Here is a 22535-nt window from a genome sequence, read left to right as displayed (position 1 = left end):
AGTAATCTATTTTTTAGATGGCTGAGTGCTGACGCTTCAGGTTTTGATCTCTGCAAAAGCCCCGGTCAACCAATCGGCAAACACCGACATCGCTGGGGTAAAGGCGCGTCCCTTGGCGCTGACCAGCCAATAGCCAAGGCGTTGGTCCACAATCTTGGGGTCTGCAAGCCAGTTTAGTCGACCTGCGCGCACAAGCGGATCAACAAGCAACTGACGACCGATTGCCACACCTGATCCGTCAATCGCGGCCTGGACGACTACGTTGTAATCAGTCAGCGGCATGCGTTTCGCACCGGCCAGCGTCACGCCTTGCGATTTCGCCCAGACTTGCCATTCGTGTTTTTTGAGGCTGAGTAGAAGCTGTTCGTCGGACAGATCTCCGAGCGACGTGGTTCTTGCGGCATGCGCAACGGGTGCAATCTTTTCAACATGCAGAAGCGTGGCATCAACTCCGGTCCACGGGCCGGTTCCATATCTTATACCCAGATCGGCCTCGTCCCGCGTAAAGCTGACATTTTCAAGTGATGGATCAAGCTCGATTTCGATCTCTGGATGCGCTTCTGAAAAAGAAGAAAGACGCGACACGAGCCACAATGAGCAAAAGGACGGAAGCGCCGTCACGCGCAGCGTTTGCAGTCCAACCTGGGCCCGAAGCTCTGCTGTTGCATCTGTGATGGTCCGGAAGGCAGCGTCAATATGACTGAGATAGCGTTCCCCTTCCGGTGTTAGAGAAACGCTGCGTGCATGTCGTACGAACAGCGGTGTCCCAAGCGTGTTTTCTAGCTGCCGGATGTGATGGCTGACTGTACTTTGTGAAATCAGCAGCTCATCTGCTGCCTTTCGAAAACTAAGCAGCCGCGCCACCGCTGAAAAAGCGCGAAGGGACAAGAGCGGTGGAAGGTTCGGGCTTGAGCGCAAACAGAGGGTCTCTTTCTTTCCAGTGTTCCGGTTTCAGACCAGTACAGCCCTTTGCGGCGGTGTCCGCAAGCGCAAGGATCGTTTGGCGTTCAAGCCAGGGTCAGTCCGCTTGACACATTCGGTCTGGCCGGGCATCGCCGGGTTCGTCAGGGCCTCAAGACACGTACGCCGGGCATCGTGCTCAGACGTTCAAGGTCTTGTTCGTAGAGTTCCGAAAATGCTTCGACTATCTCGGTACTCCAGCCGGGCATGTCCAGTTCTTCCTCAACCTTCTCAGGCTGTGCGTGATCTTCGAAGATCTGTGCCAGCATGTCATTAAGGTCTGACTTGCCCAATTGCGTATCCCGACCGGTCAGTTCCAGAACCTTTTCGCGGCCAGTATCATCCAGCAAGCTTGTCAAAAGCTCATATTCGTCTGCCAGAACGACGTCTTCGTCCAGATTGCTGAGCGCACGTATGACATCCCCCCAAATAAAGGGGGTGTCTTCATCGCTCCACAAGGTAATCTGAACGCTGGGTGCAAGGTCCCGGATATCCTCGATCATACCAATCCAGCTAAGGCAGCTTAGGTCGGTGTTCCGAACGATGTCTTCGCGCGCCTCTTCAGTGAGGGACATCAGAAGTTTCGGAACCAAGCTTCCTGGATTTCTGAGCCCCATCAGCAGCTCAACCTGATGGTCGCTATATACCTGTTCCAGCAGTGCCATCCTACGACCAGCTTGCGGGTACAACTGCCCGTCCTTCAAAGCATCGGCCGGATCGCCCGCAAACTTTCCGCTGCAAAAGATCGCGCGCCGGGTGTCTGGTCCGGTTGGAAGAATGGCTTTGAGGTTTTGATATGAGGTTAAATGGACAGCCTCGGCCTCAATCTTGTCGAAAGCGGGCTTGAAGATTCTGTTATAACGACGCCAGCCGAAAAACTTGACCCCCGTTGCAGAGAGGGTAGCAGAGTTTTTCTTCAGCGAGCTTAGCACACGCCCTTCGTCGGTAAAAGCCGCGCCTGCGTGGATAGCAACCTGCATCTTCGGGTCTTGTCCTTGCTTTTCACCTCGCTTGTCGGGTTACAACCTGTAACTTGAACAGTCAAATCCGCTTAGTCGCGGTGGGGTTCGCCGCGCGATGCCTGAACAGGAAAGAAGCGCAACAGATCGGTCATCTACGCCAACAAGGACACCGGAGGCGTCGGATTACCTAAACCTATTGGTTTTATGCGGCTTTCACGGTTGCTCGGCCCTGTATACGATATAAGAATAGACTGTATTAACAAGCTGCACCGCGTTACGTTCTGAAAGTGCGGAATGCGCCGTGCGCGTAAGAACAGACTGCCCGAGGTCCGCGTCACCAGCGCTAAACGCGACGAAAGAAAGCGCAAAGGTTCCTTGCCCGGCAGGCATTGCGCAGCAATACCCCGAGAGGGGGTGATCACAACACGGAGTTTACCGAATTGTGAAATCAACCGCTTCAGAAAGCGCCGGGCTGCCTTTGTATTCCTCCGAGGTTTGACGAGGATATCAAGAGTATCTCCGTTCGCATCCACGGCCCGCCAGAGCCAGCATTTCCGACCGTTGATCGGGATGACCACTTCGTCCAAATGCCACGTGTCGGCCGCCCCAGGCCGGTCTCGTTTGTTGTTAACCAAAGGCGTTGGCTATCATTTAATAATTGGCAACCTGACGGATGACGAGATGGGCTAAGGCTTTGAGACGCACAACAATGCAGCTTGCGGAGTTTCCCGTTAAGAGCGCGCGCGTTATGTAGTGAACCTTGCGACATCAGCCTTCTGCACTCCAAAATCAACCTGGCAATCCCGTCTTTCGACGGGCGAAGTATTTCGGCACAAAAACCGACAGGTTTTGCTTCCGACTGGTTCTTCGTTTACGCCCTTTGCGACAGATCTACCATTTCTCCCCAAATGGCCGCAGTTCTACATCGAATGACCATGTGGATCGGTATTGATGAGCGGTGTGGAACACCTCTTCCGCGATAGCGTCCGGCTTGCTGAAAAATTCTTCGGGTTCATCGGGATTAAAGGGGATACGCGTCCACGGTGTATCAATGGCTGCATCTATCACAACATAGGCCACGTGGATGCCCTTTGGGCCCAGCTCACGCGCAAGCGACTGTGCGAATATTCTTTGCGCGGCTTTTGTCGGCGCAAAAAGCGCGAAGTTTGGAACACCACGCAATGCGGCAGTGTTGCCCGTTACGATGATAGAGCCGCTGCCGCGTTCTACCATGGCCGGGGTCAGTTCACGCGCTAAGTACAGCAGACTTGTCGTGTTGACCCTAAAGTTTCGCTCCAGCTCCTCTGGGTCGGCCTCCATGAACGACTTAAAGGTGGCCCGTACCGCGTTGTGGACAATCACGTCGGGTGTGCCCATCTCATCCTTGATCTGGCGACACACCCTGACGAGTTGGTCGAGATCTTCGAGGTCGAATGCAAAGGACCGCGCATCTGGCAATTCTTTTTCCAACTCTGACAATCGCTGAGTATTCCGGGCCAGCAAAACGACGCGGTATCCGTCCCATGCGAACCGCCGGGCAACGGATGCCCCGGTCCCGTCACCTACGCCGGTGATAACGCACAGTTTATCCTTCATGTTGGCACTCCTTTTGGACAGGCAGCTTGTTTCAAGCTACCGATGTCAAAGATTTAAAATCAGCCGCGAAGGTCGGAACGGCACAGCGCGAAGGTTTGAGGTCGTGGCGGCTTGTCAGTCGGCCTCCAGAACCGCGGCAACCTGATAGATCAGATCCTCTCGGTACGCGGCGGATGCTATTGAAACACCGATGGGCAAACCGTCAGAGTATCCATATGGCAGGGAAAGCGCTGGATGCCCTGTCAAATCATACTGCGATGTGGCCCCTAGCATTTCCCAGGCTCTTGCCGCAATTTCGGAAACGTCGGCGTCCGGGCCGGGCAAGCGCGTTGCTTTCATGACCACCGTGGGTGTCAATATGACATCGTACTTGGCAAAGGCTTCGTCATATTTCCGCGTCAACCGACGAACGATGTTCTGACCCTTTGCGTAATAAGTCCCGAAGTAGTTCTTTTGGGCATAGCGCCCAACGATCATGGCGATCCTCAGGGTGGTGGACAATTCATCGGCGCGGGAACGCCAGTCTTTGTGCGCCTCCATCAGGCCGACGTCGTACAAGCCTTTCCAATTATATCCCATGCCGTTTCCAAGCATCATTTGGACGGTCAAACCCTCCATGCCGAGAGGAGCCCAAAGCGCAGCCAGTACATGGTGTTCCGGAAGAGAAAATTCGTCGACGACCGCACCGTTTTCAGCCAACTTGTCAGCGGCAGCACGGGTCGCATCCGTGACGTCTTTTTCGGCAAGCGGCAGTTCGAACCCTTCTTTTAGTATGCCAACTTTCAAACCATCGACGCCCCGGCCAAGGGAGGCCGTGTAATCGGGTTTATGGTCGACGGATTGCCGGGGATCGAGGCCGTCTTTGCCCGCCAGCACTTCCAGCATCAGCGCATTGTCTCGCACGTTTCTGCTCATCGGGCCAACATGGTCCACCGTCGCTTCGATCGGCATAACTCCGGAATATGGGACCAAACCATAAGTCGGCTTCATGCCAACCACGCCGCAGAACGCGGCAGGCACGCGGATCGAACCACCTTGATCGCCGCCTATAGCGAGGTCAATCTCACCACGTGCCAGCAGAGCCGCACTGCCCGAGGAAGAACCCCCGGCCGAGAAACCATGCAGATGAGGGTTGTGCACCGGCAGCGGCCAGGACGTGTGGCTTCCTGCTGATAAGCAAAAGCACTCACATGTTGTCTTGCCAACGATGGACGCACCCTCATCAAGCAGGCGCGTCACAACCGTGGCGTCGAATGCGGGGACATGACCGGCAAGCGTGGCTGAGCCGTTGGCCATTGGCACGCCGGCAAGGTTCACGTTGTCCTTAATGCCTACCGTTTTTCCAAACAGCTTGCCCTCTGGCGCGCCATCAATGCGAACCTTCACAGTCCAGGCATTCATGTCATTCTCGCTTGGAGACGGCTCTACGATCTCACCGCGCGGATAATTGACTGGCGGAATGTCGTCATCAAGTGAATCCAGAAGGTCGTAAGCCTCAAACACCGGCCCCATTTCATTCAGAAATGCCGCAGCTTTTTCGGGCGGCAATGCCATGCCAAGCTCTGATGCAGTCTCTTGAACCTGTTCAACGGTTGGTTTTTGAAACATCACGCATCCTCCCTGTGTATGTTTGTGCCGGATGTCTGGGACGCCGGGTCAGACGGCGCTTTGGTCACGACCTCTTTTACGGATACGTCCATATGAAGCGAAAAGAGGTCGGCCCTTGAATAATGTCCAACCGGGTCAAAGTCGAATTTGCTACGGATCAGGCTCGCGTTGTCCAATGTCGCGTAGAGGATTGTTCTTTCGTTAAAGACCGGTGCTTCGATCACTTCGCCAAGGGGGGAGATAATCGTGCTTCCGCCACGCATCACAACCGCCTCTGGGTCATCGGAAAGTACACTGCGATAGTCGGGACCGAAATCTTTCAACTGAATATACTGGCACGCGCTCAGGACATAGCACCGCCCTTCAACCGCGATGTGACGCATGGTCGGCAGCCAGGTATCCCGATCGTCCGCCGTGGGGACAAGATAGATTTCGACGTTCTGATCATACATGGCTAACCTGACGGCCGGCATGTAGTTTTCCCAACAGATCACTGCCCCCAGTTTTCCAAGGTTTGACGAAACCGCCTCAAGCGTGGATCCGTCGCCAAAGCCCCAGATCAAGCGTTCTGACCCGCTTGGCATCACCTTGCGGTGCTTCCCGACAAGGCCCTTTTGCGGGTCGATGTAAAGCGCGGTACAGTATAGCGTGAACCCATCGCGTTCGATGACGCCAATAACCACAAAAATCCCGCATTCGCGTGCTATATCTACAAGTTGGGCAACCTCGGTGCCGTCTATTTCAACGGCATTATTAAAATATCGCAGAAAATCCTCGCGGCCTTCAGGCAAGCGTTTTCCGACTGGCGCGTCAAAATTAAGCCCCTTGGGATAGGTTCCCACAAAAGCTTCGGGGAAAAGCGCAAGCTCTGCACCGTTTTCAGCCGCTTCCCTAATCAGATTGCAGGCCTTCTTTGTCGTAGCCGTTGCATCGAATGGAATGGAGCTGTCTTGAATCACTGCAACCTTAACAGTTTCTTTCATTTTTTACCTTTCCGACGCGTTGCCGTTTGCAATTATTGAAGTCTTGAATTCATCGTACATTAAAAATGCTGGCGAAAAACTCGCAATCATGCGAATGATGTGTTCGATATATTGGAACACCAAGGATGTGGAATCGTGCATATAACCAGCTTCCGATATTTCCTTTCCGTTGCTGATAGCGGATCCGTGCGCGCGGCTTCTGAAAGATTGAATGTGTCTGCTTCCGCAATTAGCAGGCAAATAAAACTGCTTGAACACAGCTTTAAAACTGAACTGTTTGAACGGCGTTCTGACGGTATGTTTCTTACCCCTGAAGGCAAGATACTATCCCAACACATGCGCCAAACGATGCGCGACCTTGATCTGGCGCGTGGTCAGATAGATGAAATACACAACATCAAATCCGGTACAGTTAGGTTTTCAGCGATCGAAGGCGTCATGTCGAGCTGGGTGCTTCGAATAATTTCGTCATTCTCTGAAAAATACCCAGGCGTTGATTTTGAATGCAACGTATCAGCATCTAAAAATGTAATTGAAGATGTCATCAGCAACGAAGTTGATTTCGGGGTTGCCATTTTTTCCCAATCCCCGCCCGAGATAGATACGGTGCTAAAGCTCGATACGGCAATTGTTGCAGTGATGCAAAATGACCATCCTCTTGCCGCGCAAAGGATCGTGAAACTCAACGACTTGGTGAAGTATCCGATGATAAGCTTGGATGATGGGTTTGAAACAAAGAGACTTTTTGACGAGGCCGTCAATCAATGTGATATCCGGCCGAGGATCATATGCTCAATGAACCACATTGAATCGATAAAAAGCTATGTAAGAGAGTTTGGCGCAGTGTCTGTTCTGCCAGATTATGCGGTTTCCGAAGAGGTAAAGAGGGGGCAATTATGGGCGGCAAAAATTGACAAGTTGTTGAACGTTGCGCCAAGCACTGTATTAATCCGAAGAAGAGAGCGCCGCCTGTTGCCAGCAGCAAAACTGTTTATCGACTACCTGAATGAGCAATCCAACCTGCTGCATTAGGAAATAGTAAAAAGTTCGCCACGAAACTTCTTTCGCGGCGAAAATTGTTAGCAAAGCCCTACATATTCCTGAACAACACTGGGGTCTTGCAACCGTTTCGGATCCATCGCGCCGGTTATGCGTCCGCTTTCCAGCGTAACCACTCTTTCCGAAAGATCTAAGATAAAATCCAGGTTCTGCTCAACCAGTACAAGCGAAAGGGACCGCTCTTTTTTAAAGCGCAGCAAGGTGTCTACGATTTCGTCGAGGATATTCGGTTGAATGCCCTCCGTAGGTTCATCCAACAGTACAACAGCGGGATCACCGATCAGGCATCGCGCCAGAGCAAGCAATTGCTGCTCCCCACCAGACAGAACTCCACCGTTTCGATCCAGAAGCCTGGAAAGCCGGGGGAAATAGTCGAGAATTTTGTCGACATCAGTTTTGCATTTGCTTTTGATATTGCACTGAAGGCCCATGAGAAGGTTTTCCTCAACGGTCAAATCCGGAAAGATTTGCCGGCCTTGCGGAACATATCCCAACCCAAGCAAAGCCCGCTCATGGATTGACAGGCGCGTGATATCCTTCCCCCGAAAGTGCACGGAGCCGCTCCACGCCGGAAGATAACCCATGATCAAGCGGATCAAAGTGCTCTTGCCCATTCCGTTGTGTCCAAGAATGCCCAGAAATTCGCCCTCTTGCACGTTTAGCGACAGTCGGTTCAGCACTTTTATTGACCCGTATCCTGTCTCGGTGTTTTGGACGCTGATGAGTTTATGAGGCCCAACCATTATCAAGCCGCCTTTCTGCCAAGATAAACTTCACGCACGCGAGTATCCGAAAGTACGGTTTCCGCAGAGCCCTCGATCAGGATGGCACCCTGGCAGAGGACTGTAATCTTGTCCGCAATCTCACGCACAAATTGCATGTCATGTTCCACGATTACGACGGCCGATTTCTCATTCACTGCCTGAATGATTTTGGCCAATTGACGTGTTTCGGCATGTGTAAGCCCGGCGGCGGGTTCATCCAGCAGCACCAGATCAGGCGCTGCTGAGATAACCATCGCCAGTTCAGCACGCTGGCGAAGTCCATGCGCCAGATTTTTGGGAAATTCATCAAGGAGTGACTCTGTCCGTGTAAGCCGCGCAGCTTCGGATATTCGGTCCTGTGCTTCGTTTCTCGATGCGTTGCTAGAAGCGGACAGCCAAAGGTTTTCATACACTGTCATGTCGTCAAACAGATTCGGGACTTGGGTCTTGGTCCCTATTCCGCAACCTGAAATCTCATGCATCTGTCTTCCGGTGATTTCACGCCCTTTGAAGAAGACATTGCCCGTTGTGGGAATGTGCTGGCCTGTCAGGCATCGGAAGAAAGTGCTTTTACCTGCACCATTCGGGCCGATTATACATCTGAGCTCCTTGGGTTTGATCGAGAAGTCGACGTTATCCAACGCAACGACGCCGCCGAAGCTTTTCGTCAGATTCTTTGTTTGCAGGAGCGTGTTCATGCCTTCTCCTCCTTCTTCTGATCTTTTCTCCAGAAATCCAGCGATATGTTGTTGAGGGCAGCCAGACCCTTGGGGAATGCAAGAACCGCAGCCATCATGATAACGCCAAGTGCAATATTGGGACCGATCGCTTTTTGACCGGCGAGTTGCAGCGTCAAGTACTGAAGCGCCCAGGTTGCGATAATCGGCCCCAACAAAGTACCGCGACCGCCCAGCATAACCCAAACCAAAGCTTGGGACGACATGGGCAGGGCGAACACGTTGGGATCGATGAAGTTCTGGTATGCTGCAAACAGGCCTCCGCCCAATCCAGCGACTGCCGCTCCGATGGCAAAGACATACATCAACTGGCGTCGCGTATCGTAGCCAAGCAGCTGAGCGCGCAGCGGGTTTTGCTGAGTAGCATGCGTGACGCGCCCGAATTTCCGCCAGTTCAACTGCGCAAGAAACAAATAGCACAAGATAAGCAGCAACGCGCTGAAGGTAAGCGTTTCGGATGGGGCTAGAAAGGACGTGCTGTCAAACGGAACGTTCAACGGAGGAATTCCAGGAATACCGTTATAGCCACCCAAGCTGGCTTGACCGATTTGCAGACTTGCACCGCTGCTGTTGCCCAGCAGTTTGTAGAAGATAAGGGACACGACCAGTGTAACAATCGAGACGATGTCCGCCCTGAGCCGTCCGAAGAACATAAAGTATCCAAGGGCCAGGGCGAAAAATGCGGATGCAGCGGCTGAAATCAGCAGGCTTATCGTGCTTTCCAAGCCGTTGATCGTTGCAATCGCATAGGCGTAGCCACCGATGCCAAAGAACATTGCCTGCCCAAAGCACATGATCCCACCGTGCCCCCAAACATAGGCAAGGCTCAGGGCTAGAAAGGACAGGGCCACAAACTGTGTCATCTGTATGGCTTGGAACATTGGCAGCATACTGGGTACAAACACTGCCGCCACACTCGCGATGACAACGATGGATGCTACCGAGACCGTTGATCTATTGCGGTTCGCATTCATGACCTTTTTCCTTTCAGAAACTCACTGAAGCCGCCGGGCATGACACGCAGAATGACCACTGCAACGAACAGCACCATGGCTTCGCCCCAAACGGCTCCGGATACGAAAGTGACGGCCTGACTAATGCCGCCAAACACGACGGATGCACTGAGCGTGCCTGCTACGATTGCAGCGCCGCCGCTGATGACTGTAATGAAAGCTTTTGCGATGAACGCAGCCCCCATCGTTGGCACGACGCCGGAAATCGGGGCAAGAACGCCCCCAGCCAGCCCGGCAACTGCTGCGCCGGTAGCAAACGTACGCGAATAAACCTTTCGGTGATCGACGCCCAACGCCTCTGCCATATCCGGGTTTTGGATCGTTGCCCGAACGACCGTTCCGAGACGCGATTTGTTCAATACAAGCCACGTGGCCATCAGAACGGCCACCGCCGACAATACAAGAACCAGAGAATAGGCCGAGATAGAATACTGCCCGATATTGACTGCCCCGAGTGGTGTCGGAATACCTTTCGATGTATTGCCAAAAATGCTGGTAACAGCGCCAATCATGAACAGGCTAAGGCCCCAGGTTGCCAAAAGCGTATCCGCGACGCGGCCATAGAGCCGCCGGATGAGCAGGAACTCAACAATGGCCCCCCAAATGCCAGCCACCAGCGGTGCGACAATGAACACCGATATCCATAGATTGAGGCCGGCTGTATACGCCATCAGCGTCGCATAGGCGCCCAGCATCATGAATTCGCCATGTGCGACATTGATTACACGCATCATACCGAAGATAATTGCGAGCCCTGCCGCGATTAACACGAGCGTGGCGATCGCAGTAGACAGTTCAATCGCGACGACAGCTAAATAGTCCATTGGTTCCTCCCTGAATGCACCCGGCGGTTTCCCGGATACATTCGAAAAGTTTTTCGGGCAGAGCGGCCGAACACTCCGCCCTGAAAAGTTATGGTGACGTGGGTCTACAGCTTGTGCTGAAAGTTGGCGTCTGGGTCTGCGCTCAAATCGCAGACTTCTTGCGTGGCCGTTGGCGGCACCTGCTGTGTTGTCTCCAAAACCGTCCATTTCCGGTCCGACAGTTCCGAGATGTGAACATCACGGATGGTATGATGCGTTGCTGGATCTATTGAAACGCGGCCGGACGGCCCGTCAAAGCTGAGACCGCTTTCAAGCGCTTCAATCACTTTCATCCTGTCCAGGGACCCTGCCGCCTCTACCCCTTTTGCCCAAAGCATCATGCCTTCGTATGTTGTGCAGGGCAGTTCCGACATGAACGGAGCATCATTCCCATAGAACGCGTTCAGCCGCGTAAGGAAATCCTGATTGGCCTTGGATTGGATTCCGGAAACATATGTTGCGGCATTGATGATGCCATCCGTTTCCCGTGTCTCCAATTGTTGGATATCGACGCCACCAGCGCCGAACGTCGTTGACGCCAAAGGTATGCGAGACAGCATTTCGGCCGCAGCCCACTGACGATAGAATCCAAGATGGGTCGCACCCACCAGGATTGAGATAACCGCATCCGGCTTGGACGCCTGAATCTTGGAAATTGTCGGGCCGAAATTGCCAAAATCAAGCGGGAAGTACTCGGTTTCTATGACTTCCCCACCGTTCTCGGTGACGTATTTTTTCACCCAATTTGCGCTGATCTGACCAAAATTGTAGTCCGCAGCCAGAACGTAGACGCGTTTTCCATGCGTTTTCATGACATAACGCATCAGGTTCGCCACAGTCTGATCGGGCATTGTCCCGATTGCGAACTGGTTGCGGTCGCAAACTCCGCCTTCGTAAAGCGTGTTGTAGAAATACAGAGTTTCGAAGCGGCGAAGGACCGGGCGAATGACCTCTCGGCTGGAACTGGTAATTCCGCCGTGAACAACACTGACCCTGTCCTGAAGCGCCAGCTTTTGGGCCAGTTGGCCATAGAGTTGCATGTTGGACTGGGGATCATACTCAACCAGTTCAAGCGGCCGGCCTAACAGACCTCCGGCCTGGTTGATCTCATGCACGGCAAACCGCGCGAGTTGCGCCATGGGCTTGCCAAGAATATCCAGAATGCCGCTTGTGTCATGGATGCCACCGACAGTAATCGGCTCGGCCGCTCTTGCACCACTGCTCAAGAATGGCGCGCTGACCATGCCACTCACAAGCGCAGTGGCCCCTGTCTTTACAAAATTTCTACGCGTCAAATGTGTCATCTGTTCCTCCCACATCAACTGTCTTCGATCTTAGCGGCAGGAGGCTGTTGCTGAAATCAACAAGACTCTAACGATCCGTTGCTGAAATTCGCACGCTTTGCCGTCAGTGGGCATTGTCAGGCTGTTTTGCGCCGGGCAAGAGCGGGGTAGAGTGCTGGTTAGAAGCGGCCAAGACCTTTGCATGCTCGGTCCAAAGCACGAAGGCATCGGTTCGGGCGTGGCCCTGGGAACGGGCAGAAAGACGGTGGCGTTGTCGGCGGAACCGTGCGGCGGTTTTATCGTAGACCGACAAGAACCTTCAAGCCTGACCAGACGACTAAAACCGGCTCACTGTTTTCTCTCGCCGTTGCGTATGTCTGTGTGAGGCCTCGGAGCGGTTGTTTAACCCCTTGTGATGGCGATACTCAATTTCTGGGGCCAGTTCCGCTGGGGCTATTACATAAAACGCCAGGGCCTGGCGGGTTCTGCTTAGCGTACCCCCCACCGGAACAGGCCCCCTGATCACCATATGCATGCAATCAACTTGCAGCGCTGATCGTTATCACCGCGATGTGACTTATTTGCATGTGCATGCAGGATTGATCACCGGCATAGATCTATCTATTTGCATGCGCACGCACAAACATAGGGAAGACCTCTAGTGAACTCCATCACAGTCTATTCAGACTACGTATGCCCTTTCTGTCTTCTGGCGGAGTCACGGCTTTCCGAAGTGATCGGGGAGCGGGACATCCATATAGAATGGCGCGCGTTCGAGCTAAGGCCCGATCCCGTTCCAACACTTCGCCCGGAAGACCCTTACTTGCCCGCGATCTGGGAGCAATCGGTTTACCCCATGGCCGAACAGCTTGGGGTCCCAATCAAGCTTCCATCCATCTCACCGCAACCCAGGACGGCAAAAGCGTTCGAACTTCTTGAGATGGCCAAGGATGCTGATAGGGCGCATGCCTATTCCATGCGCGTGTTGCGAGCCTTCTTCCAGGAAGATCGCGATATCGGCGACAAGGATGTCCTGATCGATCTGGCGGCCGATGCTGGTCTCGATCCCGATGCCGCCAGAAAAGCACTGGAGAACGGCACATACACAGAGCGCCATCGCGAAGCTCTGAGACACGCCCAAGACGATATGGAAATCACGTCCGTTCCGACCATCGTTATCGGCCGCCGAATATTCCGCGGCACGCCATCGGTAAAGGACCTGACGATCGCGATTCATGATCTCGAACTGGATGCGGCACCCTGATGCGACCAGCAACCTTTAGCCGGAGAATGAACGTGTCTTGGCTATACCTCGGCACTCCTTCAGACGCTCGACTTCCTCAACGCAACGCTAAAGAAGATTGATGTCGGGATCGGCTCTGTCGGGGTGGCTTATCTTGCAAACGTGCGGCTCGATCCGTCGCTTGCGCTCACTCAAGCTATTTGGCTGGCTGTCATCATCCTCGGGGTGATATGGCTAAAGCTCGCCATAGTCCAAGGATACAGAGAGCCATGGGTTGCATCGGCTGACGCCGATTCGGGCGCGCCGCCTATTGATCACGGCGCGCCACCAACAAATGGGAACACAGTATGACTGAAGATGCGAAGACGCGCCTCGTGCGCCTTATGAAAGAAACCATCGCCCATTCGACACAGCACGTGAAGGCGGGCGGCATTCCGTTCACCGCCATGGTTGTTGACCGGGACGGGACAGTTCTTGGGCGAGGGACCAATACCGTCACTGCGATGAATGATCCCACGGCACATGCCGAGGTCGAGGCCATCCGCGACGCCTGCCGGGCGAAACGGACCTCCTATCTGCCGGGTGCCGTTCTACTGGCCTCCGGAGAACCCTGCGCCATGTGCTACATGAACGCGCTCCACGCCGGAATCGCCGAGATCCATTATGCCGTGGATCGCGACGAAGCCGCCGGAATGGGATTTGATTATCGGTTCACCTACTCGCTCTTCGCTCAGGACCCGCAGACTTGGCACACGCCCTCTGTCGGCAGGCTGGAGGTGCCGGGAGCGATCGCGCCGTTCGAGGAGTTCCACGCCTTGCGAACATCGCGACGATAGGCTTGGTTCGAATTTGCATGGACATACATCCACCGAGATCGATAAGAGGAGTGTTGCTTCACGATGTCCCGCAAGAGAGAACTTTGGGAACGGCTGATCCATCAGATCGCAGAGATTGAGTCCGAGTTGGCCGCTGCTCTGCAGTCCGGCCATGGTCTTGGCCTCTCAGAATATCGTGCTCTGCGGGCGCTTTCCATGTCGCCGACATCCGAACTACGCCTTCAGGAACTCGCCTCCCAGCTTCGCCTGAACCAGAGTTCAGTCTCCCGTATGGTGGAGCGGCTCGAACGCCGTCAACTCGTGGCGCGCGACCCATGTCCCGATGACAAAAGAGGCATTTATGCCGTGCTTACTGACACTGGGCGCGAAGTGTTCAATCGGGCATCCGCCGACTATGAGGCTGCCCTGAACGCCGCCTTCGACCAGCGTGATTCCGAGGAACTTCTGGCGACGCGATTGTTCAGCGCGGATATCCGCGAGCATCGCTGAGGCGGATCCGGGGCAGGGGACCATATTGCACGGATTGGTTTCAATAAACGTGAAATCAGACTGACAGCTGGGCAGCGTAAGCGTTCCAAAGGTCGAGTGCGTCAGTTCTCGCGCGGCGGTAGGACAGAGCGGGAAGGCGATATCGGCGGGTTCTGAAGATTGTGTTGATCTGACCGTGGGCGGCAAGGAATCGTTACGCTCGGTTTGATGACTTGAACCGGCCCATGATCTTTTTCCGCATTCGCGTCGTCCGATGAGATTCTGCGCTCCGATTGTTGGGGCCCTTGTGCGCACGATGGTCGGTACCCGGCGTGATAGCCTTGATCGGTTTCGTATAGCTGCGCAGCTTATCGGTGATCACAACACGCGGATTGCTGTAGGTGGCGACCAGCCGACCCAAGAGACGCCGTGCGGCTTTGGCATTGCGGCGAGGCTGGCTCAGAATGTCGAGTACATCTCCATTGGCATCGATTGCCTTCCACACCCAGTGTTTCACGCCATTGATCGGACGACCTTATCCATATGCCATTTGTCGTTAGGTCGAGGCCGGTCGTGTCGGATAGAGGACATCTGGTTAGTTGTTTTCATGATGGTAAGGGTCCCTAAACAAAATAAATCCGCAGCCTCCCCGATCATCACAGCGACACTTTGAAGCCAAATGGCGGTGAACTTAGAAAAGGGACTGTGCGCTGCGACGTTGCGCCTTCCAAGACAAACATGACCTCATCAACGATCACGTCTGATCTATATATGCTTCCAGCCCCAAAAATTTGGTCAACAAACCAGATTTTTTCTGATTTTCAGCCACTTAATAGGAGATTGCAGGCCGTCCAAATGAACGCCCAGAAAGCCTCCGCAAACAGCGATTCCCAGCTCGACTGAGGCCAAATGTGATGTATTGGTGTTTACAACTCGAGCTTACAATAAACGCAAGCTGCGTGTGCCTTTAAGTTGTTGATTTAATGTAATTTAATGGTGCCCCCACACGGACTCGAACCGCGGACCTACTGATTACAAATCAGTTGCTCTACCAGCTGAGCTATAGGGGCACCGTTGTTTGCACTGGTTTTATCGGAATTCTGCCCATGTCCACCTGCATTTAGGTCAGCACATGGGCGACGTGATTTCCGTCATTTCCAGTGCCGCCGCGTTTAGCGAGTTTTTTTCGACCCTACAACCCCTGCCGTGACATTTTGTGCGCTTGTTTTGAAAGAAACCGGCGCGTGCGTTCGTCGCGTTGTGGCGTACCCCTTTTCAGTTACCCAATGTTGAACATGTGGTGACTGCTCCAAGAGTATGGGCGTGGACTCGGTAGTGAGTTGCAGCTGATTTGAACTGTATAAACCGCAGAAGAATGGATCGCGATACAACGCGCAGAGATTGCTGCGCGGAAGGTGCATTTTGGGCCGCTAAAGAAGGACGAAACACGCGCTGATCGTGCCTCAGCACTGGCTTGCAGGAATATACGCACAGACCATCAAAGATCCTGCTGGCGGGACTTGTTGAGAGATCACCTCAGCCTGTCTATCCGCAACAGTTGATTACGGGCTATGAAGCAACACAAGGTCCCGTGTCTGGTGCAGCGACAGGGCTCTGTTACCTCTTTCTTATCGACAGTCCATTGTGAAACAGGTGCACTTTGGCAGGGTCGGCATTTAGTCTAAGGGTCTGACCCCGCAGATTTTTTCCGATGCCTGGAAACTTTGCCACAATCCCGTCCGACCCAGGCTCACTTGCGAAATACAACAAGGTGACTTCCCCCAAGGCTTCAATGAAGTCGACAGTCCCTTCCAGAAATCCAGATGCGTCGTCGACAAAGAAATCCTCGGGCCGCACACCGATATTTACCGATAGGCCCATTTGGTCGGGGTCGGTTGCAATGGAGGAAATGGCTGTTCCGCCTGCCTCAAGTGTGACCGCGGTCTGTTCCCCTGTCTTGGAGATCACGCCCGGAAGTAAGTTCATCGCGGGTGAGCCAATGAACTGTGCTACAAATTCGTTATCGGGTGTTTCATACAGTTCAAGCGGCGTGCCAACTTGCGCGATCCCTTTATTGGCCAGAACAACGATACGGCTGGCAAGCGTCATGGCCTCTACCTGGTCGTGGGTGACGTAGATCATCGTGCTGTCGGGCATCGCTTCTTTCAGGCGCGCGATCTCGATACGAGTTGCAACGCGCAGGGCGGCATCGAGGTTAGAAAGGGGTTCGTCAAACAAGTAAACCTTGGGGTCGCGTACAATGGCCCGTCCGATGGCGACGCGCTGACGCTGCCCGCCCGACAGCGCCTTGGGAAGACGGTCCAGAAAGGGTTCCAATTGTAGAATTTTGGCGGCACGGTCGACGGCGGCATCGACCTCAGCCTTGGGCATTTTTGCGATCTTCAGCGCGAAGGCCATGTTTTCGCGCACAGTCATGTGCGGATACAGAGCATAGGATTGAAACACCATCGCTATGCCGCGCTGGGCGGGGGGGACGTCGTTCATGACTTGCCCCTCAATCTCAAGCGTTCCGCCCGAGATCTTTTCCAACCCGGCAATCATACGTAGCAGGGTGGATTTCCCGCAGCCCGAAGGCCCGACGAAGACGATCAGTTCGCCGGTATCAATCTCAAGATCGATATGCTTGAGCACGTCAACCGACCCATAGGTCTTGGCCACATCCGTGAGCTTGAGTTCCGACATGGCTTACCTCTTTTCCCTGGTCAGCAAGCAGAATTGTGCGGCCTTGAGAACGGCGGTTCCGACCGCATCCACAGCCCCCAAATCCTCGCCAATTACGCGCCAATCGCCTTCCGGCAACGCGACCTCGGCTGTGTCAGGGCCAAGGTTGAACGCGCAGAATACCTGTTCGGTCGCATCCTCGCGTATGAACGTCAGCACGGAACCTGTTTGGGTCATGTCAACCTGCGCCCCCGATGTCAGGGCCGTATGTGCATGACGCAGGGCAATCGCGCGGCGATAGTGGTGCAGGATCGAATCGTGGTCCCGCTCGGACCGGTCCACGGCAAGTTCCGCTTGCGTTTGGCTTACCGGCAGCCACGGGTTGGTAGTGCTGAAACCAGAGTGTTCGTCCTGGGCCGCCCAGACCATTGGCGTGCGGCAACCATCGCGGCCTTTGAACTCGGGCCAGAATTCGATGCCATAAGGGTCTTGCAGATTTTCGAAGGGCACGTCGGCCTCGGGCAGGCCCAGTTCCTCACCCTGATACAGGCAGGCAGAGCCGCGCAGGCACATCATCAACACCGCGTACTGGCGCAAGGCTGCATCGTCCAGTCCCCACCGCGTGCCGTGGCGCTGAACGTCGTGATTGGAAAAAGCCCAACAGGGCCATGCATCGCCGGCCTTGTCTTCAAGCTGATCGAAAACCTGTTTGGCATAAGCTGCGGTCAAAGCGCGTTTTTCCAGAAACTCGAAGGCATAGCACATATGCATCCGTTTATCGCCGCTGGTATATTGCCCCATAAGCTCCAGCCCGCGCTGGGCATCGCCAACCTCACCCAGGCAAGCGCGGCCTTCGTATTGATCTGTCAAAGCCCGCAGGCGTTCAAGAAACGCGATGTTTTCTGGCTGACTTTTGGAATACAAGTGGTCCTGGTGGTTGTAAGGGTTTACCTGCGGCGCGATCGTGGCGTTACGCTGATCAAGGGGCAGGGCAGGGTTGTCGCGCAGCTGACTGTCGTGAAAGTAGAAGTTGATCGTATCCAGGCGGAACCCGTCCACCCCCATGTCCAGCCAGAACCGCGCCACGTCCAGCAGCGCATCCTGTACATCGACGCAGTGAAAATTCAGATCGGGCTGGGATGTAAGGAAATTGTGAAGGTAATACTGCTGACGCCGCGTATCCCACTGCCACGCGGACCCGCCAAAAATCGAAAGCCAGTTGTTGGGCGGAGTTCCATCCGGTTTCGGGTCGGCCCATACATACCAGTCTGACTTGGGATTATCCCGGTTGGCGCGGCTTTCGGTGAACCAGGGGTGCTTGTCCGATGTATGCGACAAAACGAGGTCGATCATCGCCTTCAGACCCTGCGCATGGGCTTGATCCAGTAGGGTGCGAAAGTCCTCCATCGTGCCGAACATTGGGTCAATGGCGCGATAGTCGCTGACGTCATAGCCGAAATCTTTCATCGGAGACTTGAAGAACGGCGAAATCCAGATCGCATCCACCCCAAGCGACGCGATGTAGGGCAGGCGCTGCGTAATCCCGTTAAGGTCCCCGATCCCGTCGCCGGTGCTGTCTTGAAAGCTGCGAGGGTAGATCTGATAGATAACGCCACCGCGCCACCAGTCGGGCGAAACCTGGGTTGCATCTTGTTGTTTTGTGATGTTCTGCACGTTCATAACACGCCTTTATTTGACTGATCCGGCCAGCAGTCCGCGGACCAGGTATTTCTGCATTGCAAAGAAGACGACCAGCGGCACCGCGATTGAGACGAAAGCCGCCGTGGCCAGGATTTCCCAGTTGCCGCCACGAGTGCCCAGCAACTCGACGATGCGGTTTGTCATGACCGTGGTCTGGCCCGTAGCATCGATCAGGAACACCTTGGCGACCAGCAGATCATTCCATGTCCAAAGGAATTGGAAGATTGCAAAAGATGCCAGCGCCGGAAAGCTGAGCGGAAGGATGAGCTTTGTGAATATCTGGAACTCGGTCGCGCCATCGACGCGCGCGTTTTCGATCAGGTCGCGGGGCAGCCCGGCCATGTAGTTTCGCAACAAGTAGATCGCCAACGGCATCCCAAAACCGGTATGGGCCAGCCAGACCCCCAGATAGCCCTTGCCGATCCCGATATTCAGGTGGAACTTGAGTAGCGGGATCAACGCCAGTTGCAGCGGCACGACCAACAGGCCCACCACTGCGGCGATCAGCAGCGCCCGGCCTGGAAAATCCATCCACGCCAAGGCATAGGCGGCAAAAGCCGCAACAAGGATCGGGATAATTGTCGCTGGAATTGTTACGGTCAACGTACTGAAGAACGCCCGGCCCATACTGTCAGAACTGCCTTTGTCGAAAAGAACCGTTTGGTAATTGTCGAACGTGAACTCTGGCGGCAGCTCGGCGGTCACGAAAATCCGGGCGCCGCGATTGCCGGTGAATTCCTCGGTGTTCTCCATCCGGTAGTTTCCGTCCGCGTCAACAGTGATTGTCCCGCCGCGGCGAAGCTCGGCTGTCTCACCGGGTGTGAAGGCATCAATTTCACGCGAACTGATGCCCCATCTTGAGACTTTGACTGTCTGATCGTCGCCGAACAGCTTGCCCTGAATGACATACAGACCATCTTCCAGCACCTGTGTCTCAGGCGCGGCGCTGCGCAGGGTCAGGTTCTGCTCGGACGGGAATAGCGCACGCCACCAACCGCTTGTCGCGATCTGATCCGCCGTTCGAAAGGACGAGATCAAAAGCCCCAGCGTCGGAACCACCCACAACACCACCAGAAACAGAACCGAGGCATGGACAACCCATCTCAGGGCTGGTTTTTCACCTGCAAAGCTATCCATTTATCAGTCTCCACCCAAAGAAGGCGAACCTTCGTTTCGGACCTGCCGGACGTTCCAGATCAGAATCGGAGTAACCAGCAGCATGATCACCATCGCCGACGCCGAACCGACACCCCAGTCATTGGCGCGGAACAGCTTGTCATACATGTAATTAGCCAGAACTTGCGTTTCCCATTGGCCGTTGGTCATCGCGAAAACGATGTCAAAGACCTTGAGCACGGTGATGGTGATCGTGGTCCACACGACCAGAATAGTCGCCTTGATCTGAGGCACCTTGATACGAAAGAAAATCTGGAACGGGTTTGCGCCGTCCAGGATTGCCGCCTCAATCGTTTCTTCAGGGATACCACGCAGCGCGGCGGACAAGATAACCATGGCAAAGCCGGTTTGAATCCAGACCAGAACGATCATCAGGAAGAAACTGTTCCAGAACGGAATAGTAAGCCATGTCTGCGGGTCGGTACCGCCAAAGAACAGGTACAGAGCATTCAAAATGCCGATCTGATCCTCGGCTTCCGGGCGTGAGTCGTAGACCAGCTTCCATATGACCGAGGCACCCACAAATGAAATCGCCATCGGCATGAAAATCAGTGATTTCGCGACGTTACCCCACTTGATGCGGTCCGTTAGCTGCGCCACCAGCAGGCCAAACGCTGTCGACATTGCGGGGACGACGATGAGCCAGAGCATGTTATTGCGCATCGCTTCCCAGAACTTGGGCTCAGCCGCCATCTGCGCATAGTTGTCGAGGCCAACCCATTGGTATCCACCGCCCGGGACGCGTTCAGTCAGAGACAGGCGCAGCGTTTCAACCACCGGATAGGCCAGATACAACCCAAGCGCTGCTATCGCCGGGAACAAGAACAGCCACGGTCGGATCATGTTCGCCCGGTTGATGTTGCGGCCCGCGTTTGGTCCGCGTGGGGGGCACAGAACCTTGTCGAGAAACTGATTGGACAGATAAAAATATCCCACGCAACCCAACACACCGATGGCGATGGTCAGCAGGCCTTGAAGTGCCGGTGTCATGATTCCCTCACTCGCTGTGCAATGGGGCGACGCGGTGGCCGCCCCGCGCGTCAGTTACTTTGCCGCGTCCCACGAGGACTGGATTTCACCAGCGACAGTGGCCGCGTCTTTCGCGCCTGACGAGTAATCGACCATTCCGGTCCAGAAGGTGCCTGCACCAACCGCGCCCGGCATCAGGTCGGACCCGTCGAAACGGAACGTGGTGGCGTTGGTCAGGATTTCGCCTTGCCCGCGTTGCGTGTCATTGGAATAGTTTTCGGGATTTGCCCCCAGATGCGGGGTCAGGAAACCATCCTGAGACATCATGATTTCATGTGCAAACGGGGTCTTGAGGAATTCCATGAACGCCTCGGCGGCGGGGTTTGGATTGGTGATGGTGAACAGCGTGCCTGCCCCCAGTACCGGTGTCCCCAGGTCTTTTTCTGCGTAGGCCGGGAAGTAGAAGAAGTCGGCATCCACCCCAAGCTCGGTGCCTTCTGGGAAGTAGGCCGGAATGAACGAGGCCTGACGGTGCATCATGCAGGCAGGCGGGCTGTCGAACAGACCTTTCGGACTGTCGCGGAAGTCGATTGCGGCCGTGTCGTCGGCATCGCCCACAACATAATCATCGTTGCGTGTAAAGCTGCCGTATTCTTCTATCGCTGCAACGACGCGCGGATCATCGAACTTCATCTCGTTCGAGACCCATTGGTCATAAACCTCGGGGGGTTGCGTCCGCAGCATCAGATCCTCAACCCAGTCGGTCGCGGGCCATCCGGTCGCACCACCAGATGCAAGGCCAACGCAAAGCGGTGTTTCGCCGTCAGCAACCATTTGATCCATCAGCGCCTTGAATTCTTCCATGGTCTGAGGCACTTCGTATCCGAAATCTTCAAAGTTTTCAGGGATGTACCAGACCAGAGATTTGACATTCACGTTGAAGAAGAAGCCGTAGAAATCCTGGTTGCCTTCGGCATTTTCAAAAGTTCCAAGATCCACCCAGGACTGACCGGCGGCAAAGTTGTCTTTAATCCAATCTGCCGATCCCTCGGCCAATGGGGTCAGGTATCCGTTCTTTGCCATGTTCGCGGCAAGGCCGGGTTGGGGAAACACAGTCAGGTTTGGCGCCGACCCTGCCGCGGCATCGATCAGGATTTGCTGTTCCAGCGAGTCCGATCCCACATAGCTGGAATTCGCGCCCGTCGCTGCATTGAAATACGCGACGAGATTTTCGAATGCTTCGCCTTCACCCGCCAGCCAAGGCCCGAAAATAGTCAGGTCTTCTCCGCTCAGGTCATGCGCATCTGCAAAGGCCTGGTATCCATCCCAGTCAAAACTGCCGTCCCCGACCGCATGCAGCAGATCGCTTTGTGCCTGAACCGAACCGGCCATCAAGGCAAACACGGCCGCACCTGCGTATAGCGAGTGTTTCATGACTTCTCCTCCCATCACTTTCGAGCGCCTTTTGAGACTCGGTTTTCAAAGCGCTTTGAATATCCAGCTTTATCCGCTAGCATCGGGTTTCTGTCAATATCGGGAACAGGAAAGTTTATTTTTTGACGTTTAGCACAGGCGTCAAGGCGGGTTGACGTGGATTAAAAATGGATTGAAAACGTAATTGGCAAAAAATTT

19 protein-coding genes, 1 tRNA gene and 2 pseudogenes are annotated in these 22535 nt (G+C 54.6%); 4 read left to right on the top strand and 18 right to left on the bottom strand.

What is annotated here, in order from left to right:
* Positions 1–36 precede the first annotated feature (36 nt).
* The 6 genes and pseudogenes from LCM21_RS04460 to LCM21_RS04435 form a co-directional block, all read right to left on the bottom strand.
* Complete coding sequence (locus tag LCM21_RS04460; protein WP_224889496.1) at positions 37–918, bottom strand: LysR substrate-binding domain-containing protein; 882 nt, start codon at positions 916–918, stop codon at positions 37–39.
* 146 nt (positions 919–1064) lie between these two features.
* A complete protein-coding gene (locus tag LCM21_RS04455; RefSeq protein ID WP_224889495.1) occupies positions 1065–1940 on the bottom strand; it encodes a hypothetical protein in 876 nt (291 codons plus the stop codon).
* 395 nt (positions 1941–2335) lie between these two features.
* Positions 2336–2545, bottom strand: a pseudogene (locus LCM21_RS04450) (DDE-type integrase/transposase/recombinase); the annotation flags it as partial.
* 268 nt (positions 2546–2813) lie between these two features.
* Positions 2814–3518 carry an SDR family NAD(P)-dependent oxidoreductase gene (locus tag LCM21_RS04445; protein WP_224889494.1) on the bottom strand — a complete coding sequence of 235 codons (705 nt, stop codon included), beginning with the start codon at positions 3516–3518 and terminating at the stop codon, positions 2814–2816.
* A 114-nt stretch (positions 3519–3632) separates the two neighbouring features.
* On the bottom strand, positions 3633–5126 hold the full coding sequence (locus tag LCM21_RS04440; RefSeq protein WP_224889493.1) for an amidase: 1494 nt from the start codon (positions 5124–5126) through the stop codon (positions 3633–3635).
* A complete protein-coding gene (locus LCM21_RS04435) occupies positions 5126–6109 on the bottom strand; it encodes a carbon-nitrogen hydrolase family protein (protein WP_224889492.1) in 984 nt (327 codons plus the stop codon). The genes LCM21_RS04440 and LCM21_RS04435 overlap by 1 nt, the downstream gene beginning before the upstream one ends.
* 135 nt (positions 6110–6244) lie before the next feature.
* On the opposite strand from LCM21_RS04435, the gene LCM21_RS04430 reads away from it, so the two are divergent.
* Entirely contained in the window at positions 6245–7141 is an 897-nt protein-coding gene (locus tag LCM21_RS04430; protein ID WP_224889491.1) for a LysR family transcriptional regulator, read from the top strand.
* A gap of 47 nt (positions 7142–7188) precedes the next feature.
* Here the strand turns inward: LCM21_RS04430 and LCM21_RS04425 are convergent, their stop codons facing one another.
* The 5 genes from LCM21_RS04425 to LCM21_RS04405 form a co-directional block, all read right to left on the bottom strand.
* A complete protein-coding gene (locus tag LCM21_RS04425; protein WP_224889490.1) occupies positions 7189–7911 on the bottom strand; it encodes an ABC transporter ATP-binding protein in 723 nt (240 codons plus the stop codon).
* Between the two features lie 2 nt (positions 7912–7913).
* Positions 7914–8630, bottom strand: coding sequence for an ATP-binding cassette domain-containing protein (locus tag LCM21_RS04420; RefSeq protein WP_224889489.1), 717 nt, complete (start codon positions 8628–8630; stop codon positions 7914–7916).
* The gene (locus tag LCM21_RS04415; protein ID WP_224889488.1) at positions 8627–9643 is read right to left on the bottom strand and encodes a branched-chain amino acid ABC transporter permease; all 1017 of its coding nucleotides are present in this window, start codon (positions 9641–9643) and stop codon (positions 8627–8629) included. Before LCM21_RS04415 ends, LCM21_RS04420 begins: the two co-directional genes overlap by 4 nt.
* Positions 9640–10506 carry a branched-chain amino acid ABC transporter permease gene (locus LCM21_RS04410; protein ID WP_224889487.1) on the bottom strand — a complete coding sequence of 289 codons (867 nt, stop codon included), beginning with the start codon at positions 10504–10506 and terminating at the stop codon, positions 9640–9642. Before LCM21_RS04410 ends, LCM21_RS04415 begins: the two co-directional genes overlap by 4 nt.
* Before the next feature lie 104 nt (positions 10507–10610).
* Positions 10611–11849 (bottom strand): transporter substrate-binding protein, encoded by a 1239-nt coding sequence (locus tag LCM21_RS04405; RefSeq protein ID WP_224889486.1) that lies wholly within the window; start codon positions 11847–11849, stop codon positions 10611–10613.
* A 640-nt stretch (positions 11850–12489) separates the two neighbouring features.
* Here LCM21_RS04405 and LCM21_RS04400 point away from each other — a divergent pair.
* The 3 genes from LCM21_RS04400 to LCM21_RS04390 all read left to right on the top strand — a co-directional run bounded on the left by LCM21_RS04400 (position 12490) and on the right by LCM21_RS04390 (position 14396).
* Positions 12490–13092, top strand: coding sequence for a DsbA family oxidoreductase (locus tag LCM21_RS04400; RefSeq protein ID WP_224889485.1), 603 nt, complete (start codon positions 12490–12492; stop codon positions 13090–13092).
* A gap of 326 nt (positions 13093–13418) precedes the next feature.
* Complete coding sequence (locus LCM21_RS04395; protein WP_224889484.1) at positions 13419–13907, top strand: nucleoside deaminase; 489 nt, start codon at positions 13419–13421, stop codon at positions 13905–13907.
* A gap of 63 nt (positions 13908–13970) precedes the next feature.
* A complete protein-coding gene (locus LCM21_RS04390; protein WP_224889483.1) occupies positions 13971–14396 on the top strand; it encodes a MarR family winged helix-turn-helix transcriptional regulator in 426 nt (141 codons plus the stop codon).
* 55 nt (positions 14397–14451) lie between these two features.
* Here the strand turns inward: LCM21_RS04390 and LCM21_RS04385 are convergent.
* The 7 genes and pseudogenes from LCM21_RS04385 to LCM21_RS04355 all read right to left on the bottom strand — a co-directional run.
* Positions 14452–14957: pseudogene (locus tag LCM21_RS04385) on the bottom strand (IS6 family transposase); the annotation flags it as partial.
* 412 nt (positions 14958–15369) lie between these two features.
* Positions 15370–15445: transfer RNA gene (locus LCM21_RS04380), tRNA-Thr, on the bottom strand.
* A 547-nt stretch (positions 15446–15992) separates the two neighbouring features.
* Positions 15993–17078 carry an ABC transporter ATP-binding protein gene (locus LCM21_RS04375; RefSeq protein ID WP_224889482.1) on the bottom strand — a complete coding sequence of 362 codons (1086 nt, stop codon included), beginning with the start codon at positions 17076–17078 and terminating at the stop codon, positions 15993–15995.
* Between the two features lie 3 nt (positions 17079–17081).
* A complete protein-coding gene (locus LCM21_RS04370) occupies positions 17082–18737 on the bottom strand; it encodes an alpha-amylase family glycosyl hydrolase (protein ID WP_224889481.1) in 1656 nt (551 codons plus the stop codon).
* A 9-nt stretch (positions 18738–18746) separates the two neighbouring features.
* Positions 18747–19895, bottom strand: a complete 1149-nt coding sequence (locus LCM21_RS04365) for a carbohydrate ABC transporter permease (RefSeq protein WP_224889480.1) — start codon at positions 19893–19895, stop codon at positions 18747–18749.
* A 3-nt stretch (positions 19896–19898) separates the two neighbouring features.
* Complete coding sequence (locus tag LCM21_RS04360) at positions 19899–20924, bottom strand: carbohydrate ABC transporter permease (RefSeq protein ID WP_224889479.1); 1026 nt, start codon at positions 20922–20924, stop codon at positions 19899–19901.
* Between the two features lie 54 nt (positions 20925–20978).
* On the bottom strand, positions 20979–22337 hold the full coding sequence (locus LCM21_RS04355) for an ABC transporter substrate-binding protein (RefSeq protein WP_224889478.1): 1359 nt from the start codon (positions 22335–22337) through the stop codon (positions 20979–20981).
* Positions 22338–22535 lie beyond the last annotated feature (198 nt).

Source organism: Ruegeria profundi (assembly GCF_020171505.1).
Classification (GTDB): domain Bacteria; phylum Pseudomonadota; class Alphaproteobacteria; order Rhodobacterales; family Rhodobacteraceae; genus Ruegeria; species Ruegeria profundi.
The sequence above is the reverse complement of the archived record's forward strand: the minus strand, read 5'-3'. Positions and strand labels throughout refer to the sequence as shown.

Excerpts from the sequence above, each read along its gene's own strand:
- LCM21_RS04455 (WP_224889495.1), bottom strand. The coding sequence starts at position 1,940 with ATGCAGGTTGCTATCCACGCAGGCGCGGCTTTTACCGACGAAGGGCGT.
- LCM21_RS04445 (WP_224889494.1), bottom strand. The coding sequence starts at position 3,518 with ATGAAGGATAAACTGTGCGTTATCACCGGCGTAGGTGACGGGACCGGG.
- LCM21_RS04440 (WP_224889493.1), bottom strand. The coding sequence starts at position 5,126 with ATGTTTCAAAAACCAACCGTTGAACAGGTTCAAGAGACTGCATCAGAG.
- LCM21_RS04435 (WP_224889492.1), bottom strand. The coding sequence starts at position 6,109 with ATGAAAGAAACTGTTAAGGTTGCAGTGATTCAAGACAGCTCCATTCCA.
- LCM21_RS04425 (WP_224889490.1), bottom strand. The coding sequence starts at position 7,911 with ATGGTTGGGCCTCATAAACTCATCAGCGTCCAAAACACCGAGACAGGA.
- LCM21_RS04420 (WP_224889489.1), bottom strand. The coding sequence starts at position 8,630 with ATGAACACGCTCCTGCAAACAAAGAATCTGACGAAAAGCTTCGGCGGC.
- LCM21_RS04415 (WP_224889488.1), bottom strand. The coding sequence starts at position 9,643 with ATGAATGCGAACCGCAATAGATCAACGGTCTCGGTAGCATCCATCGTT.
- LCM21_RS04410 (WP_224889487.1), bottom strand. The coding sequence starts at position 10,506 with ATGGACTATTTAGCTGTCGTCGCGATTGAACTGTCTACTGCGATCGCC.
- LCM21_RS04405 (WP_224889486.1), bottom strand. The coding sequence starts at position 11,849 with ATGACACATTTGACGCGTAGAAATTTTGTAAAGACAGGGGCCACTGCG.
- LCM21_RS04395 (WP_224889484.1), top strand. The coding sequence starts at position 13,419 with ATGACTGAAGATGCGAAGACGCGCCTCGTGCGCCTTATGAAAGAAACC.
- LCM21_RS04390 (WP_224889483.1), top strand. The coding sequence starts at position 13,971 with ATGTCCCGCAAGAGAGAACTTTGGGAACGGCTGATCCATCAGATCGCA.
- LCM21_RS04375 (WP_224889482.1), bottom strand. The coding sequence starts at position 17,078 with ATGTCGGAACTCAAGCTCACGGATGTGGCCAAGACCTATGGGTCGGTT.
- LCM21_RS04370 (WP_224889481.1), bottom strand. The coding sequence starts at position 18,737 with ATGAACGTGCAGAACATCACAAAACAACAAGATGCAACCCAGGTTTCG.
- LCM21_RS04365 (WP_224889480.1), bottom strand. The coding sequence starts at position 19,895 with ATGGATAGCTTTGCAGGTGAAAAACCAGCCCTGAGATGGGTTGTCCAT.
- LCM21_RS04360 (WP_224889479.1), bottom strand. The coding sequence starts at position 20,924 with ATGACACCGGCACTTCAAGGCCTGCTGACCATCGCCATCGGTGTGTTG.
- LCM21_RS04355 (WP_224889478.1), bottom strand. The coding sequence starts at position 22,337 with ATGAAACACTCGCTATACGCAGGTGCGGCCGTGTTTGCCTTGATGGCC.